Below are 16,141 nucleotides of genomic sequence, written 5' to 3'. Positions count from 1 at the left end.
GCCGCTCAATGCGTTGCGTACAATGAGCGCACCGAAATACGACGAGGCACCGCATGGCCCGCATTGTCCCCGACGACTGGAAGAGCCTCGCCGCCACCGGCGCGGCGTCGCGCGAGCGGGAAACGCTCGCATTGCTGGAACAGGCGCTCCCCGACGATTACACGGTCTATCACGGCGTGCACTGGACGCGGCTCAATCAGAACTTTTCTGTATTCGGAGAGGCCGATTTCGTGATCGTCAGTCCGGCCGGGCGCGTAATGATCGTCGAACAGAAGACGGGCTTTCTGCGGGAAACGCCGAAGGGGCTCGTCAAGGTTTATCTGCAGACCGAGCGCAATGTGGCAATCGCGCTCGCGCATACCATCGAAGGGTTGCACCGGCGCTTTACCGCCGCGTTCGGCGCGGGCACCTATTTCGTCGAAGAACTGCTGTATTGCCCCGACCATATCGTGAAGGACGCCGCGATTGCCGGCGTGAATCCCGCCCGGATCGTCGACGCGACGCGCCGCGACCGGCTCTCCGCGGTAATTCGCGAAGCGTTGCCGGCCGACGAACCGCGCCTGCCGTGCGCGTCGAAAATCCACCACTTTCTCGCCGATGAACTCGCACTCACCCCCGACGCAAGTGCTCTCGTCGGCCAGGCGGGCACGCTTGTCACGCGGCTCGCGGGCGGCCTTGCAACATGGGCGCGGCGGCTCGAATTCTCGCCGTTTCGCCTGCGCGTGATCGGCACGGCCGGCTCCGGCAAGACGCAACTGGCGGTGCAGGTAATGAAAGACGCCGTCGCGCGCGGCCAGCGTCCGTTATATGTATGCTTCAACCGGCCGTTGGCCGACCATATCGCGCGCGTGGCGCCGCCCGAGGCGAAGGTCGCCAACTATCATCAACTGTGCGACTGGATCGCGCGCGATGCGGGCCGCGAGCCCGATTTCGAGTCAGGCCAGGTGTTCGATCAACTCGAAGCGATGTTTGCGGAAACGCCGATCGACGCGCGCTGGCAATTCGATGTGCTGATCGTCGACGAAGGCCAGGATTTCCAGGAGCCGTGGGTCGCCGCACTCGAACGCCTGCTGCGCCCGGGCGGCGCGTGGTGGTGGCTCGAAGATCCGCTGCAGAATCTGTACATGCGCGAACCGGTGGCGCTTCCCGGCTGGACCACGCTGAAAGAAACCACCAACTATCGCAGCCCACGCGACATTCTCGATTACGTGCGCGACGTGGTCGGCGCAGCGGTGCCGGTCGCGTCGGCGCTGGCGTCGGGTAGTCCGTTCGACGGCTCCGACATTTCGCTGTCCGTCTACGACGAAGCGAACGCCGCCGAGGGCAGTATCGAAGCGACCAAGCGCGCCATCACGCAGGCTCTGTCGCTCGGCTTTCGCAAGCAGGACATTGCGGTGCTGTCGTTTCGCGGACGCGAAGGCTCCGCGATGACCGCGCAAGATCATCTCGGCCCGCATCGGCTGCGCAGCTTCACCGGAAAATACGATCTATTTGGCAATCCAGAATATCGCGACGGCGACGTTCTGTTCGAATCGATCTACCGTTTCAAGGGTCAGGCGGCGCCCTGCGTCATTCTCACTGAAGTCGACTTCGATGCATTCGACGAACGTATCGCACGCAAGCTGTTCGTCGGCGCCACTCGGGCAACGATGAAGCTCATCATCGTCGCTTCGCAACGCGCGGCCCAGCATCTGCATCTGCGCGACGGCAAGGAGAGAAAGGAGAGCAAGGAAGCGCGCGAAGCGTGACGCGCGCCCAATCTCACTCCGACGCCCACGCGCGCGCGCCGACCAGCATGCCGGTGTGCGTATGTGCGTCCCACCAGATCACGCGCAATAGCGGCGCCTGCTGCGCGATCAGCAAGGCCTGCACCGGATCGCTTTCCACGAAGTGCGTGACGCCGCCCGCCAGCGCCGCAGCCGCTTTGTGAGCGGCCGCGCCGGCCGGGCTTTCGTCGTGCGTGCCGGGCGTGCGCATCACCAGTTGCATGTGGCCGAAGCCGTGCCGCTCCAGCCATGCTTGCGTGCGCGCGCGGTCCATTTCAGGCCGGCCCGTGATGATCGTGCGAACGCGCTTGAGGTCGATGCCCGGTAGCACTTCGAACGGCAGCAGTGCATCGCGTTCGAGCAGCGCCGCGGCGAGATCCTCGTCGTAGCGCGCGAGCGGCACATCGGGCAGCAGAATGCCGTCGAGGTCGATCGCATAAGTCGCGTAGTGGTGATCGTCGGCCATTGCCGGCGCATCGCCGGCTTCGACGCGCGCCCAGTCGTCGCGATAGCGCTCTGTGTAGGCCTGGCGTTCCCACGGGAATAGCGCGAAGTAGCCGCGCGCGTCGATTGCATAGTCTGGCTGCGTGCGGCTCAGGTCGTCGACGGCGCCCGTCAGTGTTTTCACATCGAGGCCATGCTGTTTGAGGAACGCAAGGCAATCCACGAGCGTAAAGCCGCGGCCCGCAATGTCCTCGCACAGCAGAACCTTCGAACCGGCCGGCGGGATGGGCAGCGTCGAGTCCCACGCCACTGTGCGCGACGTGCGGTCATAGCGCAGAAACGCAACCGGCGCGCCGGCCGAGTGCGAGACCATCAGTGCGAGCGGAGCACCGCCGCGCAGAATGCCGATTGCCATCGCAAAACCTTCGGCGAGCAACGCGGGTTGCAGCGATTCGATCCAGTGATCGAGTTGCTCATAGGTGAGGGGCAAAACCGGCTTGTTCATAACGCTCGTGGGGTCGCGCAACGCGTGTGGGATGACCGCCGCCTGAAGCGCGACGCGCGTTGGCAAATAGCGCGGCGGCGGGCCGTCATTTTTTCCTGCAAAGAATTTTGACGATATTATGCATGCCGTTCAGCGATCGCGCGTCGGGGGTGGCGCGCGTTACGGCAAACGCGGGGCGATGCGCCGCAAGAAAAACAACAGACCACGGAATAAGAAAGCAGATGACCAAAGTGACTGCAAGACTGCAACGCAGATTTGGCGCGCAGGCACGCGCGCGGTGGGCCATGGGATTGATGTTCGCGCTGTTCGCCTGGAGCGTGCATGCGCAGACGGACGCGACGGCGCTCTCGCTCGACGTCTCCGGCAAAATCGGCAAGACGAACGACGCGGCGCACCGTTCGTATCGCTTCGCCGAGGCGCAGCTGCTCGCGCTGCCCGCCCACTCGATCACCACCGCCACGACCTGGACGCCGCGCTCCACCTTCACAGGACCGCTGCTCGCGGATATTCTGAAGACGGTTGGTGCGTATGGCACGCAAGTCGAAATCCGTACGCTCGACGACTACACCTACACGGTCCCGGTATCGGATTGCGACCGCTACGGCGTGGTGGTGGCGTACAGCATGAACGGCCGGCGCCTGAAGATCAGCGACTTCGGGCCTCTGTTCCTCATCTATCCGCGCGACGCGTTCCCCGATGAACTCGCGGGCGCTTCGGGCGATTCGAAATTCGTATGGCAGATCAAGGCACTCATAGTCAAGTAACGCGCCGTCCGTGGCGCCGGGTTTTTTATGTGCTGATCTGGCTCACTGCGCTCGCCGCGCCCGCGGGCGCGATCGGCTATCTGCTCTACGCGAACCTGCTCAATCCGGGCACGACCGAGTCGCTCACAGGCTCGTACGACGGCTTCTATTGGGACGCGGCGCAACTGCAAATCGCCTACGCACGCTTCGAGAATCAGCTGTTGCTCTACCAGGCCGGCGTCGATGACGACTATCAGCGGCTCACGTTGCGCTACCAGTTGCTGCAATCGAAACTGCACGTCATGGAAGGCTCCACGCTCAGGCTCACGACGCAAGTCGCGCTGGTGCAACGGCAACTCGACGAAATCCACGCGCTCGACCGCATGCTGACCGGCCTGGCCCCGCAGGTCGCGTCACTGCCGAACGATCCGGGCGCGGTCAACCGGATCGTCGCGCAATTGCGCCAGCACTGGAACGAAGTGAACGATCTCGCGCTGAGCCGCCGTTTCGCCGATGTCGCCGACCGCGAGGCGATGAACCGCGATTTCATCGACAAGCGCCGGCTGCTTTTTGCGGGCGGCATGATCCTGCTGCTGCTGTCCGCTGCGGCGACGCTGCTGCTCGTGGTCAACGGCCGGCGTCGCACGCGACTCATGCATCAGCAGCACGCGGCGCTCGAAGCCGAGCACCAGGCGAGCCGCGCGGCGCGCGAGGCGAGCCTCGCGAAAGACGCGTTTCTCGGCATGATCAGTCACGAGCTGCGCACGCCGTTGCACGCGATTGTCTCGTCGATCGAGTTGCTTGGTTTCAACTATCACTCGGAAGCCGACCGCAAGGTGATTCAGCGGCTCGAAACCGCGGCGCGGCATCTCGAAGCGCAGATGAAGGACCTGACCGATTACGCGCGCCTCGGCGCGGGCAAGCTCGAACTGCGTCACGAGCATTTCGAGCCGCGCGAACTGCTGGCGTCGATCGTCGACGAACATGCAATGTCCGCCGCCGCGCGCGGTCTGAAGCTCGAGAGCGAGGCGAGCGGCGCGAGCGGGCTCGTCGATTCGGACCCGCACCGCATTCGCCAGATCGTCAATAACCTCGTCACCAACGCGATCCGTTATACGGAACGCGGCACGGTGCGCGTGAAGCTGATGCAGCGGCCGGCGCTGTTGAGCTTCATAGTGAGCGACACGGGACCGGGCGTGCCGCAGGCGCAGATTCCGCTGATCTTCGAAGAGTTCACGCAGCTGGACAGTTCGCGCACGCGCCGCTTTGAAGGCGCGGGCATGGGACTCGCCATCGTGCAGGGACTCGTGAGGTTGTTCGGCGGCAGTGTCGAAGTGTCGAGCATGGTGGGCGAGGGCACCACTTTCACCGTGACGATTCCTGTCACGCCGGTCGCGCTTGCGCAGGCGCGGGGCGTCACTGCGCAGGCCGAGCCGGGCGGCGCGCGGCCCAGCGTGCTGATCGTCGACGATAACCGGCTGATGCGCGAGTCGCTCAGCGAAATGGTCGCGCATATGGAGTTCGACGCGCACGCGGTCGCCAACGCCGACGATGCCCTCGCGTGGCTCGATGCGCACCGTTGCGATGTCGTGCTGCTCGATCTGCATATGCCCGAGCGCGACGGCTATGCGTTTCTCGCGGATCTGGCTGCGCGCGGCGGGCCGTCGTCGGGGGTGCCGGTGATCGTGGTCAGCGCTTATGCGCCGGAGGCCGGCGCGGGGCAGGATGGGGAGACAGAGAACGGCACGCTGCCGTTCTTCGAGGCGTTATTAAAGCCGGTACATTACGGAGATCTGCGCAACGCATTGCAGCGCGCGCTGGCTTCGCGGCATACCGTCTAAGACAGCGCTGGCCGGTTCAGGACCCGTTCATGGCCGGTTCAGCCGCTTGGACAAATCGGCCACCAGAATCGCCATGCGCGCGGGCTTTTCATAGCAGGCGACGTCGTAATTGCGGATCACCTGGCTGATCTCCGATTCGCTCGCCTTGCCGGTCAGCAATTCGCCGGTCAGAACGAAGATCGGCGCATCGGGATTTTCCGACGCGCGCACCGCGCGAATCGCGGCCGCCGAGGTCTGCGAGCCGAACAGCCAGTCGATCACGATGCCGTCGAACACCTGGGTTTGCAACTGTTCGGCAAAGGCCGAAAGTCCGTAAATCGCCACTGCGGCGAAGCCGCTGCGCTCGAGATAATCCCGGAGATTGTCGGCGCTCGCCTGATCGTCGTCGACAACGGCGATGGTCGGCTTGTCCGTTTCCGCGCGGCGCGGGTAAATCTCGATCTTGTGGACTTCATAGGCGCTTTGGTAGAGCGCGCCGTCGTGACGCGCGACGCGCCACTGGCCGAGCTTCGAGTACGCGACGAACTCCGGCCGGCTGCCTGGTTCAAGCGCGGCGCCGACCCAGGCGGTGCACGGCAGCTCGATCGCGCCGATGCAGAACATGGCCTCCTGCGCAATCGCGCCGACCATGCCTGGGTCGAGCGATTGTGCGCCGAACAGTTGCGCGGCGGGCTCGCCGTATACCTCGGCGACCTTCTTGATTTGCGACAGGGTCCACGGGCTATTGCCGCGCAGCTTGCGGTGCCCCTGCGAAAAACTCAGATCGAGGATGCGGCAAAGTTCTGTGGTTTGCTGTCGCTTGCCGATTCCATGCCGGCTCATCAACTCGCGCACGCGCTCGGCGACTGCGATGGAGTCTGGTGAGTGTGTTTCGTTGGTCATACTGCGTGAAAATCCGCCGTCTTAAAGGGCTGTGGGGGCGATACGGCAGGCGTAACGCGGCCGTGCATCATGGATACAGGGCAAAGCAGTACGCGGGGGACAGCAAATGTACCGTAAAAACATCGCGGTCAGGGTTTTTGTAAAGGCGCCGCTGCCTCTGTCAGGGAAAGCCGGAAATCCGACAGATTTAACGGTCATACTCGCGCACCCGTTATGCGTAGCGCATAAAACACATTTTACCGATGAAACCGGGCCGTATCCACCGAGCGCCCCAGGCGCCCCCAGGCGCCGTCAGCTCGCCGGCATCTTCGCGAGTTTCGCGGCAGAGTTCCGCAGGCCCTTGAAGATCCGCTCGGCGACCTTGCCAGGAAATCGGTCGGGTAATTCCGCCGAGACCTGTTCGATCACGTTCGGCGTCTGCCCGATCAGGCGCTCGATCAGTGGTTCGGCGCTCGCGCCATACGAGCACTTGAGCGCCATTGTGTTGAAGTGGCGCCGCTGCACGTCGCGAAAAGCGTCGTGCTTGCTGCGCGACCACATGCCCATTGCGAGGCGCGCCTTGAACCACGACCATTGGTTAGGGCCGTTGCCTTCCACCGGCCAGATCGACATGACGTCGTAGAGCGGCGTCAGCCGGTATTGGCCGCCCGCCAGCAGGCGAATGCTGAAATTTTTCGCGTGGCCGTCCGGCGCGGCGAGCATCCAGAAGAGAATCTGGCTCGCGAGCAGCGTTTCGATGTCTTGCACGGCCGCGACCGACTGCTGCAGAACGCGCGCGAGATCGAGCACGCCCGGACCGCCTTCGTTCTCATACTTGCGATGCGAAGGCACGCCATACACCTGGCAAAAGTCTTCCTGAGGCAGGCGCAGCAGCCATTGCCCGCTCGAATGCAGTTGCCGGTCGAAACGCTCGACGCTCAGCACGCGTTGCTTGCCAAATGTCACGATTTCCGTGTTCGCTACCGGCAAGCCGTAAGCGCGCAGTATGCGCAGGCACAACCATTCGTTTTCGACCGAGGTGCTCAGGTCCGCCAGCTTGTTGCCGACGAGTCCGAGCGGCAGCTTGAAGATATGCGTGGTTGGCGTGGCGCCGTGCGGCCGTTTCCATTGTTCGTCGTGCCACAGCAGCGCGGTTTTCTCCTGTGCGCCGGCGAGCGAAATGCGGAAATCGTCGCTTTCCTCTGTCGCGCCGAGCGCGGGTGCGCTGACCGTGCGTGTCAGCATGGTCTCGATTTCGGCATCGGTCAGCGGCGTGCCCTCGATGCGGTCCACGCCCACCGGCGCGTCGTCTTCGGGCAGCAACTGGACGGCGCCCACGCAGTCGCGGCCGATGGCTTGCAGCAGATCGAAGGCGTCCAGCGTTTCGGTCCGGTAGCGCTGAGCGATACGTTTTCTGATGATGTCGCTGTCGGGCAGCAGGTTGTCGAAGTAGTTGAGCACCCGCGGCCCTTTGTGCGCGAGGTTGCCGGGCATGAAAGGCAGCGAGAGCGACAGCGGCCGGCCGGCGGGCGAGCCGATCCATGCGGCGTCGTAAGAAAATTCCATCGGCCCGCGGGCCGGAAGGCGCCAGACGCCGACGCGTTCGCCGTTCGCCCAGACGGAAAGCGCGCGTGAGTGGGTTGAGCGGGCCATGCTTACCATTCGGTCGAAAGCGCCGGTTCGGACCCCGGCTGGTTCTTGTCACGTAGCTGCAACTGCAACCCGTAGGCGCCGCACAGCGATAGCAACTGCGCGACGGTCAGCGCGGCGGCGTCGGTTTCCCACGCTGAAATGCGGCTTTGACTCACGCCGACACGCGCGGCGGCTTCGGCCTGCGTAAGACCCGCTTGCCGGCGGCTTGCAGCAAGCAGTTGGGCGATTTGATCCGGCGTGGCGATGAGATGCAGCATGGCTAAATATCCGTCAAACGAATAAATGTATTTTATTCGTCACGCGAATATTTGGCAAATATTCGCGTGACGAATATCCGGAAAATATCTGTCACGCGGATATTTGCAATTTATTCGTCTCGCAGATAAACCGCGTCCTGGCTGCACCGGGCGAATCGCCTGGTCGCGGAGCGGCTCCCGCAGCGCTTCGCGCGCCGTTGACATGGCGGACATTGCGGACAATCGGTTCGCCTGCGAAGATTACGCTCGCACTTAAAACCACTCCGCCGATGACCACGACTTATCCGCTGCACGCCGGCTTTACCGTCGCCGACCAACCGTTTCCCAAGCACGCAGACGTGGTGATCGCCGGCGCCGGCATCATGGGTTGCGCGGCAGCCTACTACCTCGCGCGACGCGGGTTGTCCGCGGTCGTACTCGACAAGTCGCGCATTGCCGGCCAGCAGTCGTCGCGAGCCTGGGGTTTCGTGCGCCAGCAGGGCCGCGAATCCGCCGAAGTCCCGCTGATGATGGCGAGCATACCGTTGTGGGAAACGCTCGAGCGCGAGTTGAACTTCGATCTCGAGTGGCGTCAAGGCGGCTGCCTTTACGTGGCGAGCAGCGACGACGACTGGACGTCGTTCCAGCAATGGATGGACGTCGCGCGAGAACACGGACTCGACACGCGTACGCTCGATCGAAAGCAGATCGATTCGGTGGTGACCGGCATGCAAGGCCCAGCGCTCGGCGGGCTCTATACCGCGAGCGACGGTCAGGCCGAGCCGCGCCGCGCCGCTGCCGCTTTCGCGGCGCGGGCGGCGGAAGCGGGCGCGCTATTTTTCGAAGGCTGCGGCGTGCTCGGTGTGGAGCGCGCGGGCGGCGCGATCGCCGGCGTCGTGACCGAGCGCGGAACCATTCGCACGTCGCGTTTCATTTGCGCGGCGGGCGCAAGTAGCTGGCGTCTTCTGAAAACACTGGGCCTCGAATTGCCGCAGCAGGCGGTGCGCGGCACGTGCATGCGCACGAATCCATTGCCGCCCGTCACCGCGTCCACGTTCTGGGGACATGGCCTCGGCGTGCGGCAACGCGCGAACGGCGCGATCAATCTCGCCGACGACATGCAGGTCGACGTCGACATGACGTTCGGCCATTTTCGTGCGCTGAAATGGTTTGTGCCCGAACTGTGGAGTCAGCGCCAGAAGTTCAGTTTTCATCTGAACGGCGCCTGCTTGCGCGACTTGCGCGACCGTCTGCCGGGCAGCGTGCCGCAGAGCGAGCGCGTGCTGCATCCGCGCGATCCGCATCCGCAACCTAACGTGAGCCACGCGCCCCGCGCGCTTGCCAAACTGCGCTCGCTGTTTCCCGCGCTGAAGGACGCGCAGGTGGTCGAGTCATGGGCGGGTTTAATCGATGTGCTGCCCGACGGGATTCCGGTGATCGACGCCCCGCCGCAGGTCAGCGGTCTCACGATCGCCACCGGCTTTTGCGGCCATGGTTTCGCCATGGGCCCTATCGTCGGCAAGCTGCTTGCGGAAATGAACGACGGCGGTCAGGCGTCGCTGGATCTGTCGGCATTTCGCCTGCAGCGTTTTTTCGACGGCACCATGCAGCGGCCTCGCAGCATGTTGTAAGCGCGGCTGCCGTTTTCACGTCCCACACTTTTCATTGATCGCGTCAGAATGAACGAACCGACCCTGCGCCACGCCGGCGTGCCGTATCACACGCAATGGGGCAGCCCCGAATGGGTTCGCCATATCGTCGAGCAGAACGGCGATCCCTGCGACGACCCCGGCTGGCAGAAGAGCGGCTTCTCCGACCCCGAGCGCTACCGCTTCTGGGCCAAACGCCTGTGCGGTCTGACGTGCCTCGAATCGGCACTCGACTACTGGCGTATCGAACACCCTCCGCGCGCCGCGCTGCTTGACGAAGCGCTCGCGCACGGCGTGTATCGAATCAGGGACGACGGCGGCGTCGACGGTCTTATCTATCACCCGTTTGCCGCGTGGGTGCAGCGGGCGTTCGGGGTGCGCGTCGACGTGCTGTCAGAGGCTACGCTCGAAGAGATCGCCTCGCGCCTGAATTCGCGGACGCTCGCCATTGTCTCCGTCAGCCCTGAGATTCGCTATCCGGAGCGGCCGAATCAGCGCCAGGGCGGGCATCTGATTCTGCTGCATGGACGCGACGCGAACGGCGTGTGGTTCCACAATCCATCGGGGATCGGGCCGCAACAGGCCGACGTCTATCTGCCGTTCGCGACGATGACGCGGTTTTACGCCGGCCGCGGGATGGTGCTTGGTGTGGGTGAGGGCTGAGGGCGAGGGCGAGGGCTGAGGGCGAGGGCGAGGGCGAGGGTGAGGGCGAGGGCTGAGCAGCGAGCGCGGCAAGGCGGTGTGGCACGCCCAACCGGCCCAACCGGCACAATCACGCCGCGCCGCAGTTGTTCAGGCCCGTTTTCTGCTGTTACGCGCTGTATCGACATTGCGATACAAGACCCGACATGACTCGAATCCACACCCTGCTCCCCGCGAGCCTCTTAGCACTCGGCGCACTCGGCGCACTCGGCGCCGTTACCGCGGCACATGCCGCGACACACGACGAACAGGCCAAGGCCTGTCGCGGCGACGCGATGCACTTTTGCGCCGCGGACATTCCCAACAAAGCGAAAATCACGGCCTGCATGAAGCAGCACATCGACGAACTCAGCCCGCCGTGCCGCGCAATGTTCAAAGGCGGCAAAAAGTCCGGCGACAGCAGCGGGAATTCGGGCGCCGCGCAGTGAGTCCGCTGTGAGCGAGCGGGACATGCGCGACACCTGAGACACGCGCGGAGTTGCAGCGCCGTCATGCCTGGCGTCATGGCTACCTTCGCGGCTACCCGTCATTGCCACAGCCTTCGCGAGAGATCGTATTGCGTGCTCGGGAGGCGGCGAGGCGTCGTAGAATCGCCTGTCTCCACCGCGACCAGACATCCGCTCATGACCCGTCCGACCACGCAGATTTTCGACGCCGCCGCGACCGCGCGGCTCACACCGTATGCCGCACTCGTCGACGCGTTAAAGAGCGCGAGCATCGAGTACGCACAGCAACGGATAACGAGTCCTGAGCGGCTTGTCGTGCCGCTGAACCAGGGCGGCATTCTGCTTTCGATGCCGGCAACCGCGCCCGATCTCGCAATCCACAAGCTCGTCAACGTGTGTCCCGGCAACGGGCCGCGCGGCTTGCCGACGATCCACGGCCAGGTGATGGCGTTCGACGCCGACACCGGCGAGACGCTGTTCATCCTCGACGGCCCCACGGTGACGGGCCGTCGTACCGCTGCCATGTCGATGCTCGGCGTCCGGACGTTTGCCGCGGCCACGCCCCGCGAGTTTCTGTTGATCGGCACCGGCACGCAGGCGCTGAATCATCTGGAAGCGATAGGCGAGCTCTACCCGGACGCCCGCGTATGGGTGAAGGGCAGTGCGCCGGCGCGCGCCGAAGCGTTTTGCGCCGCGCATCGCGGCAAGGCCTTCGAGGTCAGGCCGCTTGCGGCGCCGGATGCAGCGCTGCCCGAGTCGGTCGACACGGTCATTGCGCTGACCACGAGCCGGCAACCCGTCTATGACGAAGCTCCGCGCACGAGCCGCCTCGTGATCGGCGTCGGCGCGTTCACGCCCGAGATGGTCGAAATCGGCGCGCGGACGATCGCGGGCAGCGCGCTTTTCGTCGACGACGAGGCCGGAGCGAAACACGAAGCCGGCGATTTCATCCAGGCAGGCGTGGATTGGAGCGACGTTCGGGGCATCGCGGCAGTGCTGGATAACTCGGTGCCGTTGCAGGCGCAAACGCCGATCGTTTTCAAAAGCGTCGGCTGTGCCGCGTGGGATCTGGCCGCGTGCCGGGTTGCGCGCGAGGCTTTGTCTGGCGGCTGAGCCTGGTATGGCGCGGCGGGCGCGGCATGCCCGCACCGAAGGCATGAATGGCAAATGGCCCAAGTGGCCCCGGTGGCCTAGGTAGCCTAGGTGCCCACTGAGCCCACTGAGCCCACTCAGCCCGTCAGCCCCACAACGCCCACCGCCTCCAGCCCAATAAGAAAACCCCGTCAAAACAGAGGCTTGCCGAGCCCGTTGGCATATTGCGCCAACCTGCGGCGCATGTTGCCGTGCAAACAATCGCAAAACGTTGCACCATAGGCGTTTGCCAGAAAAATGTGCCGATCAGCGTGCCACGAGCCGCGCATCCGCTTTTTCTGCCTTTGCCCCAGGCCCCGGCTCCCATGGTCCGTTGGCTCCTGGCAACGCCTTCTTTCTCACGACGCTGCGACCGCGCTATGACGACCCAACACGCTTCTGCGACTCCCGACCTTCCGCTCGACATGATCATCTTCGGCGGCACCGGCGACCTGTCGTTTCGCAAGCTGCTCCCCGCGCTGTACATGGCGCATCTGCACTGCAATCTGCCGCCGGAGACGCGCATCCTCACGATCGGGCGCAAGCCGTGGTCGCGCGAAGAGTACATCAACGAGTTCATGGAGCAGAAGGCCAAGCCCTTCATCGAAAAGAAAGCATTCGATGCTGCCGCGTGGGACAAATTTCTCGCGCTGTTCGAATACGTGCGCATGGACGTCGACTCGCCCGAAGACTATCTGCGGCTGAAGGAAGCGTCGCGCGAAGGCGTGCGCCGCGTGTTCTATCTCGCGACATCGCCCGATCTGTTCATGAACATTTGCGAGAACCTCTCCGGGGCGGGGCTGGTGGACGACAACTCGCGCGTCGTGCTCGAAAAGCCGCTCGGCCACGATCTGGCGTCCGCGCAGGAGATCAACACGGCGGTCGGCAAGCATTTCAGCGAAGCGCAGATCTACCGGATCGACCACTACCTCGGCAAGGAAACCGTGCAGAACCTGATGGTGCTGCGCTTCGGCAATCCGATTTTCGGCCCGCTGTGGCAGGCGCCCTATATCAAGCGCGTGCAGATTACGGTGGCCGAAACGGTCGGCGTGGGCAGCCGCGCCGGCTTCTACGACAAAACCGGCGCGTTGCGCGACATGGTGCAGAACCACCTGCTGCAACTGCTGTGCATCGTCGCGATGGAGCCGCCTGTGTCGCTCGATCCGGACGCGGTCCGCGACGAAAAGCTCAAGGTGCTGCGCTCGTTGCGGCCCATGACGCCCGAGGACATCGCCCGCGATACCGTGCGCGGTCAGTACACCGCGGGCGCGGTGGACGGCGAGGCGGTGAAGGGCTATCTCCAGGAAGACAACGTGCCGGCCGGAAGCCGCGCGGAGACGTTCGTCGCGTTGCGCGCGCATATCAACAACTGGCGCTGGGCCAACGTGCCGTTCTTCCTGCGTACGGGCAAACGCATGCAGAAAAAGGTGTCGGAGATCGTCATCGAATTCTCCGAACTGCCGTTCTCGATCATTCCGAGCGGCGGACGCAACTACGGCAACCGTCTCGTGATCCAGTTGCAGCCGGAAGAGTCGATCCAGTTGCAAATGCTCGCGAAGGAACCGGGCAGCGGCATGCACATGCTGCCGGTGAATCTGAATCTCGATTTGCAGCAGGCGTTCACCGAGCGTCGCGCGGAAGCCTACGAGCGTCTGTTGATCGACGTGATTCGCGGACGCCTCACCCACTTCATGCGCCGCGACGAACTGGAAGCTGCGTGGGCGTGGGCCGAGCCGATTCTCGAAGGCTGGGCGAAGTCGGGCGAGCGGCCGCGTAACTACACAGCGGGTACGTTCGGGCCGGCTGCGTCGACGGCGCTGATGGCGCGCGAGAATGCGGTGTGGGCGGAGGAGTCGCAGTAAACGGTCTTGTCTGTCGCGCAATGAAAAACGGCCCGCTCAATCCACGCGGGCCGTTTTACCTGTATCGCACGGACCTCAGGGTAACGAGATCGTTAGCGTGGCCGATTGCGGCCCCAGCTTGACCACCTGCGAATAGGGCGCCAACGTGCGCAAGGTCTGATCGCGCAAATACGTGTTCAGGCCAAGATAAGCCAGCAGTCCCACCAGCGCGAACACAGCGCCGATCGACCACAACGGCACTTCGCGCTTCAGACGGTGCGCGACCTGATCGGGCAACGGCCAATGCGGTGCGAACGGCGCACGCTTGCCCTTCATGTGCGCGATTTCGTCGCCGATGCGCGCAGTCAGATACGCAAGCTTCTCCGGCCCTTCCAGCAAGTACTTGCCTTGAAAGCCGAGCAGCAGGCACATGTGGAACACCTCGAGCGATTGCAGACGGGCCGCCCCTTGCGCGCGGCATTCCTCGAGATACTGGAAGAACTTTTCGCCCGCGAGCTGCTCGCCGAACAGCACCAGTTGCAGCGGCCGCCGCTCCCATTCCGTGCGAATCTTGAACGTGGACGACAACACCGACTCGTCTATCGCCGCACAGAACGCAAACTTCGACGCGTAGACATCTTCTGCTGAGGCATTGAGCTTTTTCGCGCCGCGCTCGAAGTCGCCGAGAAACTGCTGAATGCGCTGGCTGAATTCGTGCGCTTCGCCAGGCTCGCGGCCGTTTTTCAACAGGAACAGCATGAAGAAGCCGTCGTACAACAGGTCGAGTAGCGAACGGACCTGATAGCTCGGCTCGGCCGCCGGCGCGGGCGTCGCGGCAGGCGTGCTGCCGCCGAAAAGTGAAGGCGCGTAGCTCATGATGTGACCGCGATCAGTTCAAGTTGAAGATCGTTGATGCCCGAGGGCGCATAGATCATTGCCGATTGCGCTTGCAACATGCGCTCATACAGCGCGCCGCGCGGCTCGAACGAGAAATAGCACGCGCCCGGCCGCACCGGAATTGCAGGCGGCACTTGCGGCGTGTAGACGAGCCGCACGCCGGGCATGGCTGAGAGCACGAGCTTGTCGACGTCGTCGGGCGCGCCGACCTTGAAGCGCGCCGGCACCGCTTCGACCAGTTCGGCGGTGGGCATGTCGGCGGACACGGCAATGTAGAACAGCGTCTTGTCGTCGATCTTGCCGGAGTCGAGCCGGCCCGCATGGAACGACGGGCGCACTTCTTCGAGCGCGATCGCGAAGTAGCGTGTGGAGATCACGGTCTCCAGCAGATCGCGCAAGATCATATCGAGCCGGGCGAAGCCGGGGCCCGGATCGTCGTGACGATAAGCCGGCAGGTCGGACAGCGCGTAGCCCTTGGAAAACGTCATCAACTGGCCGGCGAGGCGCAGCAACTCCTGAAAGAGCCGCTCCGGATGCAGCGCCGAATGCTGATACAGATGAGCGAGCGACGCGAACGCCGCGCTCGCCGTGTGCAGCAGCCAGAACGAGGCAATGTCGCCCGAACGGAACTCGATGATGTTCTTGGTCGGTTCGCGGTGAAAGCCGTACAGCGCGTTGACCTTGGCCTGCAGCGCGTCGATCAGCTGGCGCAGCCGCTGATGCAGAACCGGCGAAGCGTCGATTGCGAGGCACGGCGGCACGAAGCTGTCGTCGATTTCAAAGCCCGACGTGGCCGTGCGGCGTACGCGCACGAGCGGCACCGAGAGCAGCTGATCGCGCGGCTCGCTGTGCGCGATCAGCTTGACGCTCGTTTTCAGGAACGTGATGTCGGCTTCGGCGGCGTCGGTGAAATGATCGGCCACGGGCGTCTGCTCGCTCACGTAACGCGATACGAAGCCCGCGTTGCTGTCGTGCGAATAGTTGGCGCCTGTCTCGCGCAACGGATGCAGCGCGAGATAAAACGTAAATTCATTGATGCCGTCGGGTAACGTGTCCAACGCGATGGGCGGCGGCAAGTCGTCCGCTTGTGGCGCCGAATACAGTGCGCCGTCGGGAAACACCAGCGAAAGTTCGCTCACGCGCAGCACATTGCTGCCAAGTGCGTCACGGTCGAAGCGCGCCGAACGCACGCCCCAGTTGTACGGCTGGATAGCCTGAATGGACTCGAACAGGCGCGCCTCGTGATAAGCGTCCTGACGCTGAAAATGCTGCGGCCTCAGAAACAGGCCTTCCCCCCAGAGCACTTTTGCGGAATAACTCATCTCAAACCTGTTATATGGGTTCAGCGTGCGGCGCGCCCGCAATAAGCCCATTCGGGCGCCGCATTGTTAATTCTCTGGAAAATGTTAAATCTCGTTGTTCCCGC

The 16,141-nt window shown here is 63.9% G+C and carries 14 protein-coding genes; 7 read left to right on the top strand and 7 right to left on the bottom strand.

Annotated elements, in window-relative coordinates; genetic code table 11:
• The first annotated feature begins 53 nt into the window (after positions 1-53).
• Positions 54-1,748 carry an ATP-binding domain-containing protein gene (locus JMY24_RS25100; RefSeq protein WP_128596670.1) on the top strand — a complete coding sequence of 565 codons (1,695 nt, stop codon included), beginning with the start codon at positions 54-56 and terminating at the stop codon, positions 1,746-1,748.
• 13 nt (positions 1,749-1,761) lie between these two features.
• Here JMY24_RS25100 and JMY24_RS25095 read toward each other — a convergent pair whose 3' ends face one another.
• Positions 1,762-2,715 (bottom strand): phosphoribosyltransferase, encoded by a 954-nt coding sequence (locus JMY24_RS25095; RefSeq protein WP_128596671.1) that lies wholly within the window; start codon positions 2,713-2,715, stop codon positions 1,762-1,764.
• A 221-nt stretch (positions 2,716-2,936) separates the two neighbouring features.
• On the opposite strand from JMY24_RS25095, the gene JMY24_RS25090 reads away from it, so the two are divergent.
• Together JMY24_RS25090 and JMY24_RS25085 are read left to right on the top strand one after the other, a co-directional pair.
• The gene (locus tag JMY24_RS25090; protein WP_128596672.1) at positions 2,937-3,479 is read left to right on the top strand and encodes a putative pterin-binding protein; all 543 of its coding nucleotides are present in this window, start codon (positions 2,937-2,939) and stop codon (positions 3,477-3,479) included.
• Entirely contained in the window at positions 3,449-5,299 is a 1,851-nt protein-coding gene (locus JMY24_RS25085) for an ATP-binding response regulator (RefSeq protein ID WP_201703121.1), read from the top strand. The genes JMY24_RS25090 and JMY24_RS25085 overlap by 31 nt, the downstream gene beginning before the upstream one ends.
• Positions 5,300-5,326: 27 nt before the next feature.
• Here the strand turns inward: JMY24_RS25085 and JMY24_RS25080 are convergent, their stop codons facing one another.
• The 3 genes from JMY24_RS25080 to JMY24_RS25070 form a co-directional block, all read right to left on the bottom strand.
• Positions 5,327-6,181 (bottom strand): helix-turn-helix domain-containing protein, encoded by an 855-nt coding sequence (locus tag JMY24_RS25080; RefSeq protein ID WP_128590611.1) that lies wholly within the window; start codon positions 6,179-6,181, stop codon positions 5,327-5,329.
• Between the two features lie 291 nt (positions 6,182-6,472).
• Positions 6,473-7,813, bottom strand: coding sequence for a type II toxin-antitoxin system HipA family toxin (locus JMY24_RS25075; RefSeq protein WP_128596675.1), 1,341 nt, complete (start codon positions 7,811-7,813; stop codon positions 6,473-6,475).
• A gap of 2 nt (positions 7,814-7,815) precedes the next feature.
• Positions 7,816-8,070 (bottom strand): helix-turn-helix domain-containing protein, encoded by a 255-nt coding sequence (locus tag JMY24_RS25070; RefSeq protein WP_128590615.1) that lies wholly within the window; start codon positions 8,068-8,070, stop codon positions 7,816-7,818.
• A gap of 269 nt (positions 8,071-8,339) precedes the next feature.
• Here JMY24_RS25070 and JMY24_RS25065 point away from each other — a divergent pair, with 269 nt between their 5' ends.
• Both JMY24_RS25065 and JMY24_RS25060 read left to right on the top strand, forming a co-directional pair.
• On the top strand, positions 8,340-9,680 hold the full coding sequence (locus JMY24_RS25065; RefSeq protein ID WP_201703119.1) for an NAD(P)/FAD-dependent oxidoreductase: 1,341 nt from the start codon (positions 8,340-8,342) through the stop codon (positions 9,678-9,680).
• A 48-nt stretch (positions 9,681-9,728) separates the two neighbouring features.
• Positions 9,729-10,361, top strand: a complete 633-nt coding sequence (locus JMY24_RS25060) for a C39 family peptidase (protein ID WP_128596676.1) — start codon at positions 9,729-9,731, stop codon at positions 10,359-10,361.
• Positions 10,362-10,582: 221 nt separating this feature from the next.
• On the opposite strand, the gene JMY24_RS39625 is transcribed toward JMY24_RS25060, so the two are convergent.
• A complete protein-coding gene (locus JMY24_RS39625; protein WP_201703118.1) occupies positions 10,583-10,852 on the bottom strand; it encodes a hypothetical protein in 270 nt (89 codons plus the stop codon).
• 171 nt (positions 10,853-11,023) lie between these two features.
• Here JMY24_RS39625 and lhpI point away from each other — a divergent pair, with 171 nt between their 5' ends.
• Positions 11,024-11,959 carry a bifunctional Delta(1)-pyrroline-2-carboxylate/Delta(1)-piperideine-2-carboxylate reductase gene (gene lhpI, locus JMY24_RS25050; RefSeq protein ID WP_201703117.1) on the top strand — a complete coding sequence of 312 codons (936 nt, stop codon included), beginning with the start codon at positions 11,024-11,026 and terminating at the stop codon, positions 11,957-11,959.
• 398 nt (positions 11,960-12,357) lie between these two features.
• Complete coding sequence (gene zwf, locus JMY24_RS25045; protein WP_128596677.1) at positions 12,358-13,839, top strand: glucose-6-phosphate dehydrogenase; 1,482 nt, start codon at positions 12,358-12,360, stop codon at positions 13,837-13,839.
• Positions 13,840-13,914: 75 nt separating this feature from the next.
• On the opposite strand, the gene icmH is transcribed toward zwf, so the two are convergent.
• Both icmH and tssK read right to left on the bottom strand, forming a co-directional pair.
• Positions 13,915-14,694: a type IVB secretion system protein IcmH/DotU gene (gene icmH, locus JMY24_RS25040; RefSeq protein WP_128589560.1), complete on the bottom strand. Its 780-nt coding sequence runs from the start codon at positions 14,692-14,694 to the stop codon at positions 13,915-13,917.
• A complete protein-coding gene (tssK, locus tag JMY24_RS25035) occupies positions 14,691-16,037 on the bottom strand; it encodes a type VI secretion system baseplate subunit TssK (protein ID WP_128596678.1) in 1,347 nt (448 codons plus the stop codon). The genes icmH and tssK overlap by 4 nt, the downstream gene beginning before the upstream one ends.
• Positions 16,038-16,141 lie beyond the last annotated feature (104 nt).

It is taken from the genome of Paraburkholderia kirstenboschensis, from assembly GCF_904848585.1.
Lineage (GTDB): Bacteria > Pseudomonadota > Gammaproteobacteria > Burkholderiales > Burkholderiaceae > Paraburkholderia > Paraburkholderia kirstenboschensis.
This window is presented reverse-complemented; position numbering and strand designations above follow the sequence as displayed.